At 63.7% G+C, this 15,659-nt stretch carries 17 protein-coding genes; 10 read left to right on the forward strand and 7 right to left on the reverse strand.

Features of this window, described 5'->3' with window-relative positions:
- The first annotated feature begins 22 nt into the window (after positions 1 to 22).
- From KFK14_RS09755 to cobU, 8 genes are read left to right on the forward strand one after another with little or no spacing between them, the layout of a single operon-like run.
- Complete coding sequence (locus tag KFK14_RS09755; RefSeq protein WP_212610682.1) at positions 23 to 430, forward strand: DUF1636 domain-containing protein; 408 nt, start codon at positions 23 to 25, stop codon at positions 428 to 430.
- On the forward strand, positions 427 to 1,443 hold the full coding sequence (gene cobT, locus KFK14_RS09760; protein WP_066764465.1) for a nicotinate-nucleotide--dimethylbenzimidazole phosphoribosyltransferase: 1,017 nt from the start codon (positions 427 to 429) through the stop codon (positions 1,441 to 1,443). Before KFK14_RS09755 ends, cobT begins: the two co-directional genes overlap by 4 nt.
- On the forward strand, positions 1,440 to 2,009 hold the full coding sequence (locus KFK14_RS09765) for a histidine phosphatase family protein (RefSeq protein WP_066764467.1): 570 nt from the start codon (positions 1,440 to 1,442) through the stop codon (positions 2,007 to 2,009). The genes cobT and KFK14_RS09765 overlap by 4 nt, the downstream gene beginning before the upstream one ends.
- Positions 2,006 to 2,746 carry an adenosylcobinamide-GDP ribazoletransferase gene (locus KFK14_RS09770; RefSeq protein ID WP_066764469.1) on the forward strand — a complete coding sequence of 247 codons (741 nt, stop codon included), beginning with the start codon at positions 2,006 to 2,008 and terminating at the stop codon, positions 2,744 to 2,746. The genes KFK14_RS09765 and KFK14_RS09770 overlap by 4 nt, the downstream gene beginning before the upstream one ends.
- Complete coding sequence (cobD, locus tag KFK14_RS09775) at positions 2,743 to 3,726, forward strand: threonine-phosphate decarboxylase CobD (RefSeq protein WP_066764471.1); 984 nt, start codon at positions 2,743 to 2,745, stop codon at positions 3,724 to 3,726. The genes KFK14_RS09770 and cobD overlap by 4 nt, the downstream gene beginning before the upstream one ends.
- Positions 3,719 to 4,669: an adenosylcobinamide-phosphate synthase CbiB gene (cbiB, locus tag KFK14_RS09780; RefSeq protein ID WP_212611106.1), complete on the forward strand. Its 951-nt coding sequence runs from the start codon at positions 3,719 to 3,721 to the stop codon at positions 4,667 to 4,669. The genes cobD and cbiB overlap by 8 nt, the downstream gene beginning before the upstream one ends.
- Positions 4,657 to 6,120 (forward strand): cobyric acid synthase, encoded by a 1,464-nt coding sequence (locus KFK14_RS09785; protein WP_066764473.1) that lies wholly within the window; start codon positions 4,657 to 4,659, stop codon positions 6,118 to 6,120. The genes cbiB and KFK14_RS09785 overlap by 13 nt, the downstream gene beginning before the upstream one ends.
- Positions 6,117 to 6,635: a bifunctional adenosylcobinamide kinase/adenosylcobinamide-phosphate guanylyltransferase gene (gene cobU, locus KFK14_RS09790; RefSeq protein WP_197421494.1), complete on the forward strand. Its 519-nt coding sequence runs from the start codon at positions 6,117 to 6,119 to the stop codon at positions 6,633 to 6,635. Before KFK14_RS09785 ends, cobU begins: the two co-directional genes overlap by 4 nt.
- 300 nt (positions 6,636 to 6,935) lie before the next feature.
- Here cobU and KFK14_RS09795 read toward each other — a convergent pair whose 3' ends face one another.
- Together KFK14_RS09795 and KFK14_RS09800 are read right to left on the reverse strand one after the other, a co-directional pair.
- On the reverse strand, positions 6,936 to 7,580 hold the full coding sequence (locus KFK14_RS09795) for a cation efflux transmembrane domain-containing protein (protein ID WP_066764475.1): 645 nt from the start codon (positions 7,578 to 7,580) through the stop codon (positions 6,936 to 6,938).
- Between the two features lie 15 nt (positions 7,581 to 7,595).
- Entirely contained in the window at positions 7,596 to 9,572 is a 1,977-nt protein-coding gene (locus KFK14_RS09800; protein WP_066764478.1) for an FTR1 family protein, read from the reverse strand.
- 75 nt (positions 9,573 to 9,647) lie between these two features.
- Here KFK14_RS09800 and KFK14_RS09805 point away from each other — a divergent pair, with 75 nt between their 5' ends.
- Complete coding sequence (locus KFK14_RS09805; protein WP_066764479.1) at positions 9,648 to 10,064, forward strand: MerR family transcriptional regulator; 417 nt, start codon at positions 9,648 to 9,650, stop codon at positions 10,062 to 10,064.
- On the forward strand, positions 10,057 to 11,229 hold the full coding sequence (locus KFK14_RS09810) for an MFS transporter (protein ID WP_066764482.1): 1,173 nt from the start codon (positions 10,057 to 10,059) through the stop codon (positions 11,227 to 11,229). Before KFK14_RS09805 ends, KFK14_RS09810 begins: the two co-directional genes overlap by 8 nt.
- Positions 11,230 to 11,327: 98 nt before the next feature.
- Here KFK14_RS09810 and KFK14_RS09815 read toward each other — a convergent pair whose 3' ends face one another.
- The 5 genes from KFK14_RS09815 to KFK14_RS09835 form a co-directional block, all read right to left on the reverse strand.
- Entirely contained in the window at positions 11,328 to 12,374 is a 1,047-nt protein-coding gene (locus KFK14_RS09815) for a copper resistance protein B (protein ID WP_066764484.1), read from the reverse strand.
- The gene (locus tag KFK14_RS09820) at positions 12,371 to 14,167 is read right to left on the reverse strand and encodes a copper resistance system multicopper oxidase (RefSeq protein WP_066764486.1); all 1,797 of its coding nucleotides are present in this window, start codon (positions 14,165 to 14,167) and stop codon (positions 12,371 to 12,373) included. Before KFK14_RS09820 ends, KFK14_RS09815 begins: the two co-directional genes overlap by 4 nt.
- An 82-nt stretch (positions 14,168 to 14,249) precedes the next feature.
- Positions 14,250 to 14,813: an RNA polymerase sigma factor gene (locus KFK14_RS09825; protein WP_066764488.1), complete on the reverse strand. Its 564-nt coding sequence runs from the start codon at positions 14,811 to 14,813 to the stop codon at positions 14,250 to 14,252.
- The gene (locus tag KFK14_RS09830) at positions 14,810 to 15,265 is read right to left on the reverse strand and encodes a periplasmic heavy metal sensor (protein WP_066764492.1); all 456 of its coding nucleotides are present in this window, start codon (positions 15,263 to 15,265) and stop codon (positions 14,810 to 14,812) included. Before KFK14_RS09830 ends, KFK14_RS09825 begins: the two co-directional genes overlap by 4 nt.
- Positions 15,262 to 15,540 carry a hypothetical protein gene (locus tag KFK14_RS09835; protein ID WP_231736521.1) on the reverse strand — a complete coding sequence of 93 codons (279 nt, stop codon included), beginning with the start codon at positions 15,538 to 15,540 and terminating at the stop codon, positions 15,262 to 15,264. The genes KFK14_RS09830 and KFK14_RS09835 overlap by 4 nt, the downstream gene beginning before the upstream one ends.
- Between the last annotated feature and the right edge of the window lie 119 nt (positions 15,541 to 15,659).

The following is a 15,659-nucleotide window of genomic DNA, read 5'->3' on the forward strand; positions in this document are numbered from 1 at the left end:
TCAATCAAAGGACCAGAAAACCATGCTGATACCCGTGGAGGACGGCCCCGCTATCGTGGCCTGCAACACCTGCCGCCACAGTGCCGATGCGCGTGAGGACGCCGCCGGAATGCGCGGCGGCGCGCAACTTGTTGCCGCGCTGCGCTCGGTTCAGCAGAGCGACTCGCGCTATGCCGGGGTCGCCGTGCAGGAAATGCCCTGCCTGTTTGCCTGCACCGATTTCTGCACCATCCACCTGCGCGCGCCGGGCAAGGTCGGCTACGTTTTGGGCCGGTTCACGCCGGACGAGGACGCCGCCACGGCCATTCTGGACTATGCCGTCCACTATGCTGCCAGTGAACATGGTCGGGTGCCGTTCAAGCAATGGCCGCAAGGCGTGAAGGGCCATTTCATCACCCGCACCCCGCCGCAAGGCTTCGTCGCGGAATGAGCCGGTTTGCCACGCTGGTCGCATTTGAATCGGCCCTTGGGCGCTTGCCCATGGCCGATGCGGACGCTATCGCCGCGGCGCGTGCGCGGCAGGCCAGCCTGACCAAACCGGCCGGATCGCTGGGGCGGCTGGAAGACATCGCGGTGTTTATGGCCGGATGGCAGGGCACGGTGCAGCCGGTGATCGAACAGGGCCGCGCGGCGATCTTTGCCGGAAATCATGGTTTCGTCGTCCACGGGGTCAGCGCCTTTCCCGCCAGCGTGACCGCCGCGATGGTCGGCAATTTTGCGGCGGGGGGCGCGGCGATCAACGCACTGGCCGGGGCGGCCGGGTTGGATCTTAAGGTCATCGCGCTCGATCTCGACCGGCCCACGGCGGACTTCACCACGGCTGCGGCAATGGACGAGGCGGAGTGCCTTGCCGCATTGTCCGCCGGAGCAGCAGTGGTGGAGCCAGGGCTGCACCTGCTGGTCGTCGGCGAAATGGGCATTGGCAATTCGACCGCCGCCGCCGCGCTCTGCGCGCGCAGCTATGGCGGCGCGCCCGCTTTATGGGTCGGGCCGGGCACGGGGGTTGATGCGGGCGGAATCGCGCGCAAGGTGGCGGTGGTGGAACAGGCACTGGCCCTTCACGCCGATGCGCCGCACACCCCGTTTGAAATCCTGCGCCGGTTGGGCGGGCGCGAAATCGCAGCGATTGCCGGGGCCGTGCTGGAGGCGCGCCGCCTGCGTATTCCGGTGGTGCTGGACGGGTTCATCAGCTGCGCCGCGCTGGCGCCGCTTGCCGCCGCCGTTCCGGCGATCACTGATCATTGCCTGGCGGGCCATTGTTCGGCTGAACCGGGGCATATCCGCTTGTTCGGGCATCTGGGCCTTGATCCCCTGCTGTCGCTTGGCATGCGATTGGGCGAAGGCAGCGGTGCGGCGCTGGCGGTGTCGGTAATCCGGGCAGCGCTGGCCACGCACAATGGTATGGCGACATTTGCCGAGGCCGGGGTGGCAGACGGCCTGTGAGCAGCTTTCCACTTTACCTCCTGCGCCACGGCGAACCGGACGGCGCGGGGCGGCTGATCGGTCGCACCGATGCGCTGCCCACTGCCACAGGTATCGCGGCCTGCGTCGATCAGGCGCGCGATCTGGCGGCCGAAGTGCTGATGGCCTCCGACCTGTCCCGCGCGCGGTTGGCGGGCGAGGCCATCGGGCTGGCGACCGGCGTGCCGCTGTCAATCGATCCCCGCTGGCGCGAGCTGGACTTTGGCGCTTGGGACGGGATGGCACCGGGCGATGTCGAAGGCGCGGCGCTGGCGCGGTTCTGGGACGATCCCGATGGCCATACCCCGCCCGGCGGAGAACGCTTGTCCGCGCTGGTGGACCGTGTGTCCGCCGCGATTGGCGATCTGGCCGCGCGACCGACGCTGATCGTTACCCACGCTGGCGCGATGCGCGCCGCCCTGGCGGTGCTATGCGGGTTTGACATGCGCCAGTCATGGGCCGTTGACCTGCCCTATAATTGCCTGCTGACGTTGCGCGTCTGGCCCGGAGCAACCCCCACGGCACAGATCGCGGGGCTTTATCCGTGAGGGGCTTCATCATCGCCCTGCAATTCCTGACACGGCTGCCGATGCCAGCTCCACTGCGGACAATCGTCGTGGATGATGCCGCGTTTGCCCGGTCGATGCGCTGGTTTCCCGCTGCGGGTCTGGTGATTGGTGCAGCGGTTGCGGGCGCCGCATGGGCAGGCGCGCTGGTCGATCACTGGCTGGGCGCATTGGCCGCGCTGATCGTCTGGGTGGGCGTGACAGGCGCGCTGCATCTTGATGGTCTGTCCGACCTCGCCGATGCCTGCGGCGCGGCGCATAAGGACCGCGACAAGCTGCTGGCCGTCCTTGCCGATCCCCACGTCGGCAGTTTTGGCGTGGTCGCGATTGTGCTGCAACTGCTGAGCAAGTTGGTGCTGCTGGATATGCTGGTGGATGCACGGGCGTTTGGCGCGCTGGGACTGGTGCCGTTTGCCGCGCGTATCGGCCCGCTGGCGTGGACGTGGTGGCTGATGCCGCTGCATCAGGGGCTGGCGGCACGATTCCGTTCCGCCATCGGCCCGATCGATCTTGCAATCTGGGCCGCCGCGCTGGCTGCGGCGGCGTGGTTCACGCCGGCGCTGCTCATCACGCCATTACTCGTTCTGTGGTGGGGCTGGCACGTGCGCCGCGCGTTGGGCGGGATTTCCGGCGATGGCCATGGCGCAGGCATCGAACTGATCGAAACCGGCTTGCTGCTCAGCTTGACGATCACCGGCCTATGGATACTCACGGCATGAACAGCTTCAGTTTTCACGGCGGCAGATTGGCCGATGCCATGGCGCAGTTCGGCATGGCCAATGCGCCGTGGATCGACCTGTCCACCGGCATCAATCCGCATGGCTGGCCCGGCGCGGACAATCTGGCGGTGGACTGGCAGGCGCTGCCCGATGCAGGCGCGCTGAACGATCTGGAGGCCGCCGCCGCCGCCTGTTTCGGCGCGGACCCTGCCCATGTCTGCGCTGTTCCGGGCACGGAGATCGGCTTGCGCATGCTGGGCGATATCCTGTCCGGCGCTGCCATCCACGCCCAGCCCAGCTATCGCACCCATGGCGAAATGATTCCCCGCAGCCGCCCCGTAGCCCTGACCGAATTGGCGGGGACAGAGGAAGCGACCCTGATCCTTGCCAATCCCAATAACCCCGATGGCCGGATCATGCCGCCTGCCACCCTGATTGGGTGGCTGGAGGCGCGGCGCGACAGCGCAGCGTGGCTGGTCGTGGACGAAGCCTTTGCCGATGCGACCCCGCACAGCAGCCTTGCCGCCCATGTGCAGGACGAACAGCGGCTGATTATCTTCCGCTCATTCGGCAAGTTCTTCGGCCTGGCCGGGGTACGGCTCGGCTTTGTGTTGGGCCCGCGCGGGGTGATCGCGCAATATCGTCAGCGGCTGGGCAGTTGGCCGCTATCGGCGGCGGCGCTGGCCATCGGCCCAGCGGCCTATCGGGATGCGGACTGGATTGCCGCCATGCGGGTTGCCTTGCGCGAACAGGCGCACGCGCTGGACGCGGTGCTGGCACGGCGCGGCTTCAGCGCGGTGGGAGATTGCCCGCTGTTCCGGCTGATCGAAACGGCCGATGCCGCCGCGCTGTTCGAACGCCTTGCGCGCCATGCCATCCTGACGCGGCCGTTCGATTACGATCCACGCTGGCTGCGCCTGGGCCTGCCCGCCGACCGTGAGGCGCTGGATCGCCTCGATGCGGCGCTGGCTGATGATTGAGCCGGTCGCTTTGCTGGCCTTGGCGCTTGATGCAGCGGTGGGTTGGCCTCAGCCACTGTATCGCCGGATCGGCCATCCGGTGGGCATCTTTGCGCGGATTATCGCCGCGCTGGAACGGCGCTGGAATGTCCCCTCGCGTTCCGATGGACAGCGGCGCATGGCCGGGGTGGTCACCGTCCTGATCCTGCTGGGTGTGGCGGGCGGTGCTGGCTGGGTGCTGCAAAGTCTGCTCGTGGCTATCGTCGGGCCTTGGGCCTGGCCCCTGATCGCTGTGCTGGCCTGGCCGGGTCTGGCGCAGCGCAGCCTGTACGACCATGTCCGACCCGTAGCCGAGGCGCTGGAGCGGCAGGATCTGCCCGCCGCGCGCGCCGCAGTCGGCATGATCGTTGGCCGTGATACGGCGGCGCTTGATGAAGCGGGTGTTGCCCGCGCGGCGATCGAGAGTCTGGCGGAAAGTTTCTGCGACGGGGTGGTCGCGCCGTTGTTCTGGCTGCTGGTGCTGGGCTTGCCCGGTATCTGGGCCTATAAGGCGATCAACACTGCCGACAGCATGATTGGGCACCGCGAGGAGCGATGGCGCGCCTATGGCGGGGCTGCGGCCCGCACCGACGATGCGATGAACCTCGTGCCAGCGCGCCTGTCGGGATTGCTGATCTGCCTGTGCGGTGGGGGTGGCTGGCGGATATTGTGGCGCGATGCGTCCAAGCACGCCTCGCCCAATGCGGGCTGGCCCGAGGCGGCAATGGCCGGGGTGTTGGGGCTGCGTCTGGCGGGGCCTATCGCCTATGACGGGATTCTTTCGGACAAGCTCTGGATTGGGGAGGGAGACCGTCCAGCTGGGCCACAGGATATTCGGCGCGGGTTGGGCATCTACGCACGTGCCTGTCTGTGTCTGTGGTTGATGGCGGCCGGAATTGCAGGAGGTATGGCGTGGGCGCTATAATGCTTCAGGGCACCGGCTCTGATGTGGGCAAATCCGTGCTGGTGGCGGGGCTGTGCCGCGCCTTGGTGCAGCGGGGTTTGCGGGTCTTGCCGTTCAAGCCGCAGAACATGTCGAACAATGCGGCTGTCACCAGCGACGGCGGCGAGATCGGGCGGGCGCAGGCCTTGCAGGCGATAGCGTGCGAGGTTGAACCGCATACCGACATGAACCCGGTGCTGCTGAAACCGCAGGCCGACCGCACATCGCAACTGATCGTGCATGGCCGGGTGCGGGGCACATTGGGCGCGGGCAATTTCCGGCAGGCACGGGGCGCGTTGCTGGGCGACGTTCTGGCCAGCTATGACCGGCTTCGCCGGGCGTGCGACATCGTCGTGGTCGAGGGTGCCGGCTCTCCTGCGGAAATCAACCTTCGCGCCGGCGACATCGCCAACATGGGATTTGCGCGAGCGGCTGGTGTTCCGGTCGTCCTGGTCGGCGATATCGATCGCGGCGGAGTCATTGCCGCCATCGTCGGCACGAAGACGATTATCCACCCAGCCGACGCGGCGATGATCCAGGGTTTCATCATCAACAAGTTCCGGGGCGATCCCGCCTTGTTCGCCGATGGCTACGCCCAAATCGAAAGCCTGTCAGGCTGGCGCGGCTTCGGCATTGTCCCATGGTTGAGCGCAACAGCGCGGCTCCCCAGCGAAGATGCCGTGGTACTGGAGCGCGGCAAGGCGCGTGCGGGGGGCAGCAAGTTGATCGCCTGTCCGATCCTGCCGCGCATATCCAATTTTGATGACCTCGATCCGCTGAAACTCGAAGAGGCGCTTGAACTGCGCATGGTCCCGCCCGGCCAGCCGATCCCGGCAGAGGCTGCGCTGATCATCCTGCCTGGATCGAAGGCAACCATTGCTGATTTGGCCGCTCTGCGCGCAGAAGGCTGGGACATCGATATTCTCGGACATTACCGGCGTGGCGGGCTGATCCTGGGGCTTTGTGGTGGTTACCAGATGCTCGGCAACAGCATCGCCGATCCTGATGGACTGGAAGGCCCGGCCAGCGTCGCCCGCGGCCTCGGCCTGCTGGATGTCGAAACAACCTTGCACGCAGACAAGGCGCTGCGCCCGGTCAGCGGGATGGCAATGGGCGCGCCTTTTCAGGGGTATGAAATGCACATGGGGCGAACCGGCGGACCGGATACGGAGCGGCCTTTCGCCGTGTTCGCTGATGGCCGACGCGAGGGCGCGATAAATGCGGGCGGAACGGTGTTTGGTTCCTATGTCCACGGCCTGCTGGCCGATGCGGAGCTGCGCCGGGCACTGTTGTCGCGCATAGACGTAGAAGCCGGAGGCGTGGACTATGGCGCCTCTGTCGAGGCGGCACTGGACGATATCGCAACCGCGCTGGAGGAGCATCTCGATATTGACGCGCTGGTGGCGCTTTCCATGGCGGGAGGCAGAGCGTGAGCGGGGCTATCGGTCACTTGCTGGTGCTGGGCGGGGCGCGTTCGGGGAAGAGCCGCTTTGCCCAAGGCCGGGCCGAAATCCTGACAGGTGAACTGGTCTATCTGGCGACCGCTCAGGCCTTCGATGACGAGATGCGCGAGCGGATCGCGCTGCACCGCGTTGATCGCGGTCCGCGCTGGTCAACCGTCGAGGCCCCGCTGGAACTGGCGGAGGCGATCACGTCATATAGTACGCCCGAAACGGTGGTGCTGGTCGATTGCCTGACGCTGTGGGCTTCCAACCTGCTGCTGGCGGAACGCGATACGGCTGCCGCCACGGAAGGGCTGGTGCATGCGGTTTTAAGCGCGCGGGGGCCGGTCATTCTGGTCGCCAACGAAGTGGGTCTGGGCATTGTACCCGACAACGCCCTTGCTAGAAGATTTCGCGATGTTGCGGGCAAGATCAATCAGGAGGTGGCTAGAGCGGTTGATTCCGCGATCTTCATCGCGGCGGGTTTGCCGATCAGCTTGAAATAGGTGGTTCAGCCAATGCAGAAAAACTCGGAGATGGCTCGGAAAATCGGGATAGGGGTGCCTGGACGCCATCGTCGGGTTCGAGCGCGCACTCGCCCCCGGTTCGGTTTGGATCTGGATCACGGTATAGCCGACACTGAAGCTTTCCTTGAGGTTGCGTGCAGTTGCTCTGACTACCAGTAGATTTGCGCGTGAGCCATCTGAACCAGAAATGCAATCAACCGACGATTCACGCCGCGGCGTCTAGGATAGAAGGATCCTCCCTGCAATGTAGCCTCAGACAGCACGATTCCCGACGCACCTTCAGCCGCGCACGGCTTCGGGCACATTTCGATCTTTCAACTCTTGCAGCGATTGCCGAACGATCTGCCAGCCCCCACTGATCCCGAGCGTCGCCATGATGAAAGCGACGATCAGATCGGGTAGCCCGCTGCCTGACCAAAGCACCGCAAGTCCGGCGCCGATAACCAGCAGGTTATTGATCGCGTCGTTTCGCGAACAGATCCATACCGAGCGCATATTCGCATCGCCTGTCCTGTAGCGGTAGAGCATCAGCGCAACCGAAGCGTTGACCAGCAGGGCAAGAGAGCCGACCGCGCCCATCGCAATTGGATCTGGCGTTGCTCCGTGGACCAGACCCCAAAGAGCTGAGCCGAGCACACCAATTCCGAAGATCAGGATGGTGCCCCCTTTGATCAGGGCCGTTCGCGCCCGCCATTGCAGCGCCAGGCCCGCAACGCCGAGGCTGATTGCATAGTTGGCGGCATCGCCGAGAAAATCGAGGGCGTCGGCTTGGAGCGAGCGCGAATGGGCGAGCAGGCCCACCACGATCTCAAGCGCGAACATCGCCGCATTCAGGACCAGCGCGATCCACAAAATCTTGCGCCAGCGCGGATCGTTGAGCGTGGTCTTGCTTCCGCATGCGCTGGCGCAGCAATCGTCAGCCATGATTTGCTCTCCAAGTCATGCAGCACCCGACCGTCTGGCAAGCCGCTCGTTGTACCAGCCACCCAACACGACGATCGCAACCGTCAAAAGCTGCGCGCCCACGGATTCCCACGTCGGGAACAAGCCCAGCACCGGTATGCGCGGGATTTGGGCAAGCGGCGCGATGTCGATCATCCCGGCCTCCTGCAACGCGGCCACACCCTTGCCCGCCAGCACGATCGCGAGGACGGCAATGAGGGCGGAGCTATATTTGAAGAACTCGCTTACCGGCAGCTTGGCGCTGAACCGCAGCATCACCCACGCTATGATCCCGAGCAAGGAAATGGCGGTGACTGCACCAGTAAGAATGACTGCACCGCTCCCTCGCGCAGTGAGGGCCGCATAAAACAGGATCGTCTCGAATACCTCGCGGTAAACGACAATGAAGGCGAGGCCGAACAGAAACCATGCCGAGCTGCGCGACAAGGCCTTGCCCAGCGTCTCATCGATATAACGCTGCCATTCGCCTGCCTGAGATTTGCCGTGCATCCAGATACCCACCGATACCAGGACGATGGCCGCGAACAAGGAGCCGAAGCCCTCGGTCAGCTCGCGGCTCGCGCCGCTGATGCCGATGAAGAAGGTAGCGATCGCCCAGGTGACGCCGCCGGCAATGAGGGCCGCTACCCAGCCGCTATGGACATGGCGGACCATTTCCCCGCGATCCGCCTTTCGCAAGAAAGCGATCATCGCAACGACGATCAGCAATGCCTCCAGTCCTTCGCGCAGCAGGATGGTGAAGGCACCGATAAATGTGGATGCTGTGCTGGCGGCGTCAGGCGACAGCACCTCTTCGGCATCACTGAACAGTGTATCGAGAACAGCGACCTGATCCTTGACTGCGGCAACAGGCTCGCCGCGACCGATCATCGCGCGCAGATTGCCCATCTCGGCTTCGATCCGGCCCATCAGTGTCGCATCGCGGGCCGCAAGGGCGGGTTCCACAGGTTCAAATCCATCGAGATAGGCCGAAAGTGCCAGTTTCTTGGCCGCTTCCCGGTCGCCCGCCTCATAGGCCCTAACGCTCGCCTGTAATTTCTCATGCGCGACCGTCAATGATCCGGCCCTCACCGCTGTCACCGCTTCTGGATGCGCACGCAAGTAGGCCAATACCGCGTCAGCTTTGTCCTGCCCGATTTGCTGCCCAAGCGTTGCAGGGGTCAATCCGGCGAGAGCCGCAAGGCTTGGAACGCGGCTACGCAAGGCAGGATCAGATTTCCAAAGCTGCTCGCCTTTTTCGCTCTCTCCGAAAGCAAAACGGCCAGCATAGAAGGCGAGCGCCCAGCGATCTTGCGACGGAAGTTCGGAAAAGCTGCGCATCGCTGTCCCGTCGAGGCCCTGACCAATCACCTGATAGAGGGCAAATGGGCTGCGCTCGCGGGCGCGGTCTGCATTGCGGAAAGCAACGGGTGCTGGGTTCAGTTTGGCAGCATCGGGGCCATGGCCATCGCCATTCAGGCCGTGGCAACTCGCGCAATTGTCGGCGTAGAGCGCCGCGCCACGCTCAAGATCGGGCGTTTTGGTCGGTGCGAGCGGCACGGGATATGCAGTCAGCAAATGGCTGCCAAGCGCCCGCGCGGCTTTCGCTACATCATCGGGCGCTGCTTTCCGGGCAACCATTGCCCGGAACGCCCTGACCTCGGCGATCAGGCTGGCGCGATTGGTTGTAACCGGAAGGGCCGCAATCTTGGCTTCAACCGTCACCGAAAACTCGGTCATCTCCGCATATTCGGATGCGCTCTTGACCTGACCAGCGGCAACCGCACCCCGGTAATCGACCGCCACATAGTCGAGCAACCGCCACGCGGTTTGCACATCGTCATCGCTTGCCTTGGCGTAGGCAGGTTGCGTCAGGCCAAGCGCTATCGTCAGGAAAGCCAAGAGGATCGGCAGTAAGCCTCGCGCGGCAATCACGCGATTTAGCCCGGATTTACTTGATTCGGCGAGGTTCATGGACTTCCGATACAACCTCCAGTAACTGTAGGAGCAAGCGATTTTTGCGAATCAATCGCAACATGGAGATCGAGGGTGACAGAGGCGCCACATCTAGCAATCGGCGACCTGGCCCGGCTGACGGGAACCAAGGTAAATACGATCCGCTTCTATGAAGAGAGCGGGTTGTTGCCCCAGGCCGAACGCAGCGCTTCGGGGCGGCGTATCTATCGCGATGCAGATACACAGCGGTTGGCATTCATTCGTCGCAGCCGGACTCTTGGCTTTCCGCTGGATGCAGTACGCGAGTTGCTCACGCTTGCCGACGACGTCGATCAATCCTGCGAAGCAGTCGACCGTATCGCCCGTGTCCACCTGGCTGAGATCGACCGAAAGATCGCTGACCTGACGGCCCTGCGCGCTGAACTTGCGCGCGTAATCGGTTCATGCAGCCACGGGACGGTAGCCGACTGCAAGATCATCGAAACCCTGGCGCCGCGCCCACGTGGATAAGGTTCCCCGCACAGTCTGGGCGCTCGGCCTTGTCAGCCTGTTCATGGACCTGTCGTCCGAGATCATTCACGCATTGTTGCCGCTGTTCCTCACGACCACACTCGGTGTGAGCGTCGTCATGGTCGGACTGATAGATGGAATTGCCGAAGCGACCGCCTCCATTAGCAAGGTGTTCTCGGGCTATATCTCGGATCGGATGGGCCGACGAAAGCCGCTGATCCTTTTGGGCTATGGGCTGGGCGCGCTCTCCAAACCGCTTTTTGCCCTTGCCGGGTCGGCTGCAGTGGTTCTCGCCTCACGTTTCGCGGACAGGATCGGCAAGGGTCTGCGGGGCGCCCCGCGTGATGCGCTGGTTGCCGACGTCACGCCTGAAGCCATTCACGGGCGGGCCTTCGGCCTGCGCCAGTCGCTCGACACTGTCGGAGCCTTCGCTGGTCCGCTTCTCGCCATCGGGCTGATGGCAGCATTGAGCGATGATATTCGGCTTGTCTTCTGGATCGCGGTGGTACCCGCCATACTTGCCGTCCTGCTTGTGATTTTCGGAGTTGAGGACCGGTGCGGTCATGAACAGGCTATGCCGAACCGGCCACCAATCACGCTCGTCGACTTGAGGCTACTCGAGAGCCCGTTCTGGCGAGTGACTGCGCTTGGATCTGTGTTCACACTTGCCCGGTTCAGCGAAGCATTCCTAATACTCAAGGCGTCAGCTGAAGGACTTCCCCTGACATTTGCACCAGCAGTCCTCGTCGTCATGAACATCGTTTACGCTGCTGGTGCCTATCCGGCCGGCATTGCTTCGGACCGGCTTTCGGCTCGCACTTTGCTGGGATGGGGGCTTGCTTGCCTGATCCTCGCCGATCTGCTCCTTGCCCTTGTACCGGGATTGCTGGGCGCTTTCATCGGCATCGCGCTCTGGGGTCTGCATATGGCGCTGACCCAAGGCTTGATGGCAAAGCTCGTGGCCGAGCGTGCGCCTCCGGAATTGAGAGGCTCGGCGTTCGGCCTGTTCAATCTGGCAACGGGTATTGCCATGCTCGTCGCAAGTGTCCTGGCCGGGTTGCTATGGAATCAATTCGGGATGAGCGTGACTTTTGCTACCGGTGCGGCGTTCGCGGCAGCAGCGCTTTCCATGCTCTTGCTTGGAAAAAGAACTCCAAAGCGCTGAACCGCGGCGACTTGCAGGCGCGCGTCCGCACGCCGATCACGAGAGCCAGCCACAGTGTGTCCTGCTCGCGAGCAGGTAGAGGCGCTGGTTACGGCCTCTCAGAACCAGAACCGGATGCCCGCCACTAAATTGACGACATCGGGATCTTCGCCGACTGCCCTCGCAAACCGGGCGCTATTGCCGGTCTTTTTCACCCATTCGACACCAACATAGGGCGCGAATTCCTTACGGATTTCATAGCGCAACCGGGCACCCAGCTCTAAGTCCGAAAGCCCCGAGCCCATGCCGATTGCGGGAATATCCTGTGCGGAGAAATTGAACTCGACCCGGGGCTGGAGAATGAGCCGCTGGGTAATGCGCTCATCGTAGCTGCCTTCCAATCGCGCCCGGACATCACCCTTGTTGGACAGGAACACCTGTCCTGTCACATGGAACCAATAGGGCGCGATGCCTTCAACGCCGATGACGGCATAAGTCCGCGAGGGATTGGGGACAATGTCATGGCGCACGCCGACCTGCGCATTCCAGAACGGCGAGATTGCCCGCGAATAGAGCGCCTGGACCTCGAAGTCTTCGATCGGCTTGCCAAAGGTGCCTTCGCCTTCGGTCTTGATCAGCAGGCGATCGATGTCGCCGCCGAACCACGCCTCGCCCTCCCAGCGATAGCCATCGCCGCCCTTGCGCGCCTGATATTCGGCAAGGTCGAACAGCACCATCGAGCCTGTGAATGCGCCATTCTCTCGGCGCAACGCTTCGCGCGATCGGGCCATCTCGGCCGGATCGAACACCGCGTCGGCAGCATGATCGGCTGGCGGGGCCGGGGCCGGAGCGGTGCCGATTTCCGTTCCATGAGCGGGCATGTCTGCCATTCCGGCCATGTCATGACCCGAATGATCCATCGCCTCTACACTGGAGGGTTTGGAGGTCGTATCATGCGCCGCGTCCGGATCGGCCTTGTTAGGCGCTGGTGCAGGCGCCTCAGGCGTTGAATGTCCGGCGTGCGCATCAGCTGGCGCCTTGGGCGGAGCGGAGTCTGACGGTTGCGGAACGCCCTTCATGTCCATGCCCGGCATGGAAGACTGTGCCGCGGCGATACCGGGCACAGTCAGCAGCGCAGCGGCAGTGCTGAGCAGGATCGTTCTCATGCCGCGTCCTCCTCATGGCGCACGGTCACGACGCGAAACATGCCGGACATCATATGGAGCAGCATGTGGCAATGGAACGCCCAGTCGCCGAGCCCGTCCGCAGTCAAGTCGAACGAGACCTTGCCACCGGGCAGCACGTTGACCGTGTGCTTCATCGGGTGATGGCCTGGATTGCCAGTCACAAGCTCGAAGAAATGCCCGTGGAGGTGGATCGGGTGCGGCATCATCGTGTCGTTGATGAGGTTGACGCGCACCCGTTCCATATGCCGGAAGGGGATCGGTTCAGTATTCTCGCTGAACTTTTCGCCGTCGAAGGACCACATGTAGCGCTCCATGTTGGCGGTAAGATGCAGGTCGATCTCGCGCGATGGCGTGCGGGTGTCGGCATTGGGGGCCAGCGACCTAAGGTCGTGGTAGGTCAGGACGCGGTGATCGACTTTTTCGAGGCCTGTAGGGCGCTCGCCGGTCCGGTCCATCGGCATCGGCGACAGGGTCGCGACCCCCGGACCGAGCTTGACCTGCGGCGCGACCGAAGGATCTCGCATGTTCATGGAACCGCCACTCATGTCCATTCCGGACATGTCGCCACTGCCCGACATATCCATGCCCGGCATCGGGTCAGCGGCGGGTGCTGCCGCGCCGTGTCCTGAATGGCCACCGCCGGACATGTCCACCTCGCCCATGCCCATGTCCTTCATGGTGAGCAGCGGGCGTTCGCGAATGACAGGGATCGGCGCGACCATGCCGAGGCGCGGTGCCAGAGTCGCGCGGACCTGGCCTGAACGGTCGATCGCCTCGGCAATGAAGCCATAGGCCATGTCCGCCGAAGGCTGGACGATCACGTCGTAGGTCTCGGCGATGCCGATCTGGAACTCGTCGGTCTCGACGGGCTGCACGTTCTGCCCGTCGGCGGCGACCACCGTCATCGGCAGGCCCGGTATCCGCACGTTGAAGTTGGTCATCGCCGAAGCATTGATGATCCGCAGGCGCACGCGTTCACCCGGCGTGAACAGACCGGTCCAGTTGGCCGTGCAGTCGTGGCCATTGACCAGGTAGTGATAGGTCGAGCCCGTGACATCCGAGATGTCGGTCGGGTCCATCCGCATCTTCGCCCACATGCGCCGTTCGGAAGCGGATTGCTCCTTGCCTGCCAGCAGGTCGGACAGGGTCTGCTTCTGCATGTTGAAATAACCGCCCTGCGCCTTCAGCTTGCGCAGCAACTCATGTGGATGGGTGAAGCTCCAGTCAGCGAGCAGGATCACATGCTCACGATCATAGCGGGCGGGATCGGGGCCGGCCGGATCGATGACGATGGCGCCATACATGCCCATGGCTTCCTGCATGCCCGAATGGCTGTGATACCAGTAGGTGCCGGACTGGCGCACCGGGAACTCGTAAGTGAAGGCCTGTCCCGCCTTGATTCCCGGGAAGCTCACCCCCGCAACGCCGTCCATCTGGAACGGAACCAGCAGGCCGTGCCAGTGGATCGAGCTTTCCTCAGCCAGCGTATTGGTCACCGCAAGGCGAACCCTCTGGCCTTCCTTCAGCCGGATGACGGGGCCGGGGGTAGCGCCGTTGATCCCGACGGCATGGCCTTCACGGCCGCCGATGCCGATCATCGCGTGGCCGATCGAAAGGGCGATGTCCTCTCCCGAAATTGTCGCCATTGGTCCGGCGAGACCGGGTGTTCCGCTGCGCGCCCATGCGGGCAGAGCCGACGAGAGGGCGAAACCACCACAACCCCATGCGGCGGAACGGATCAGGGTGCGACGATCGAACGGGATTGCAGGCATGGGTAATCCGGATGAGATTGTGAAACTGTCACAAGCCCATACGCAGCACCGCGTCCGGCCCCTCAAAATTTTCCTGACGACATTATTCGCCGAGCAACGCCTTTAATTTCGTGCGGGCTCGATAGAGCCTGGTCTCGACCGTCTTCTCGCTGACGGAGAGCACTTGTGCGGTCTCGGTCTGGCTCAGCCCATCCACAGTTCGCAACACGAGCGCCTCGCGCAAACGCGCGGGCAGCCGAGAAATGGCGGCGGTCACCCGAGCCAGTTCTGCCTTGTCCGCAGCTTGAACATCGGCGGGAACAGCATCGTCGGAGATATTGAACGAGTCATCCAGTGGCGCAGCGCGTGTAAAGAAGGACCGCACCCTGCGCCGCCGAACCCAGTCGCGGCATTTGTTGAGCGCAATTCTCTTGAGCCAGACTGCGAAGGGCCGCTCCCGATCGTAGCGCCCCAGAGCTGCAAAGGCCGCGATGAAGGTGTCCTGCGTAATGTCGAGCGCCTCGTGCGGATCGCCGGTTGTCGCACGGACCAGACGAAATACTGATTCCCGGTGTCGCGCCAGCAGCTCGCGATAGGCATCCTGCCTGCCGCCAAGCGCCAGCACCGCGAGTTCCGCATCGCTGCCATCGGACAGCGGCAGACTCACTGCGCTTCGGGAGCCGGAACTTCAGGCGAAAGGGCCTTGACCACGGTACTGTCGAACTTCGCCGCCTGAGCGGGTTTGAGGACGGCACGCATGGCAAAGAGATGCTGAAGCGTCTCCTTCTGCATCTCGCCCATGACTTGATGGGTGTGATCGATCGCCGCGGTGACTTCCGGTCCATAGCCATGCTCGGCCTGCATCGCGGCGGCGAGATGGGCGTTTGCCGCCCGCATCTCGAGTTCAAGCGCCCTGCGGCGAACCGCGAACCGCTGCTCGATGGCCTCGATCTTCGCTGCCTGGGTGGCATCAAGGCTCAACTCCTTGTGCAGGAGCGCATGAAGTTCGGTCTCGCTCTGCCGTTGCGGCGCAAAGATGGCCCGACCCGCATAAGTGCCGCCCAAAGCCGCCAGAAAGGCGACAAGTGCGATCAGCGCCAGACGCTTGCCCCAGCTCACGGATGAACCGCCAGCAGGGTCGATGGTGCCAGCGGGTTGTTGGGCACGAAGGGCGACATCGGCTGCGCGACGGCAGGCTCTCCGCCGACTAGCCCGCCACCGGCCACCCCGAGGACCAATGCAAGCGCAGCGGCAAACCCTAGCAGGCGAGGGGCAGCTACTGCTTCCCGGCGGCTCTGCGCAAGGCCGACGAACACGGCATCGTCGATCGCGGCCAGCTTGGACGGAACCGGCAATGCGCCAAGGCGGTGAAGCGCCTGATCAAGGTCGGGCACGGACAATCTCCTCATGTCTTCACTTCCTATACGCGGACGGGCGCCTCATCCCTCAAAGAAATTCCTGCAACAAATTTCGAGGGGCCAGGATTTGCGCTGCGTATTGCCTTACGACACGC

This window comes from Sphingobium phenoxybenzoativorans, assembly GCF_018286635.1.
GTDB classification, from domain to species: Bacteria; Pseudomonadota; Alphaproteobacteria; order Sphingomonadales; family Sphingomonadaceae; genus Sphingobium; species Sphingobium phenoxybenzoativorans.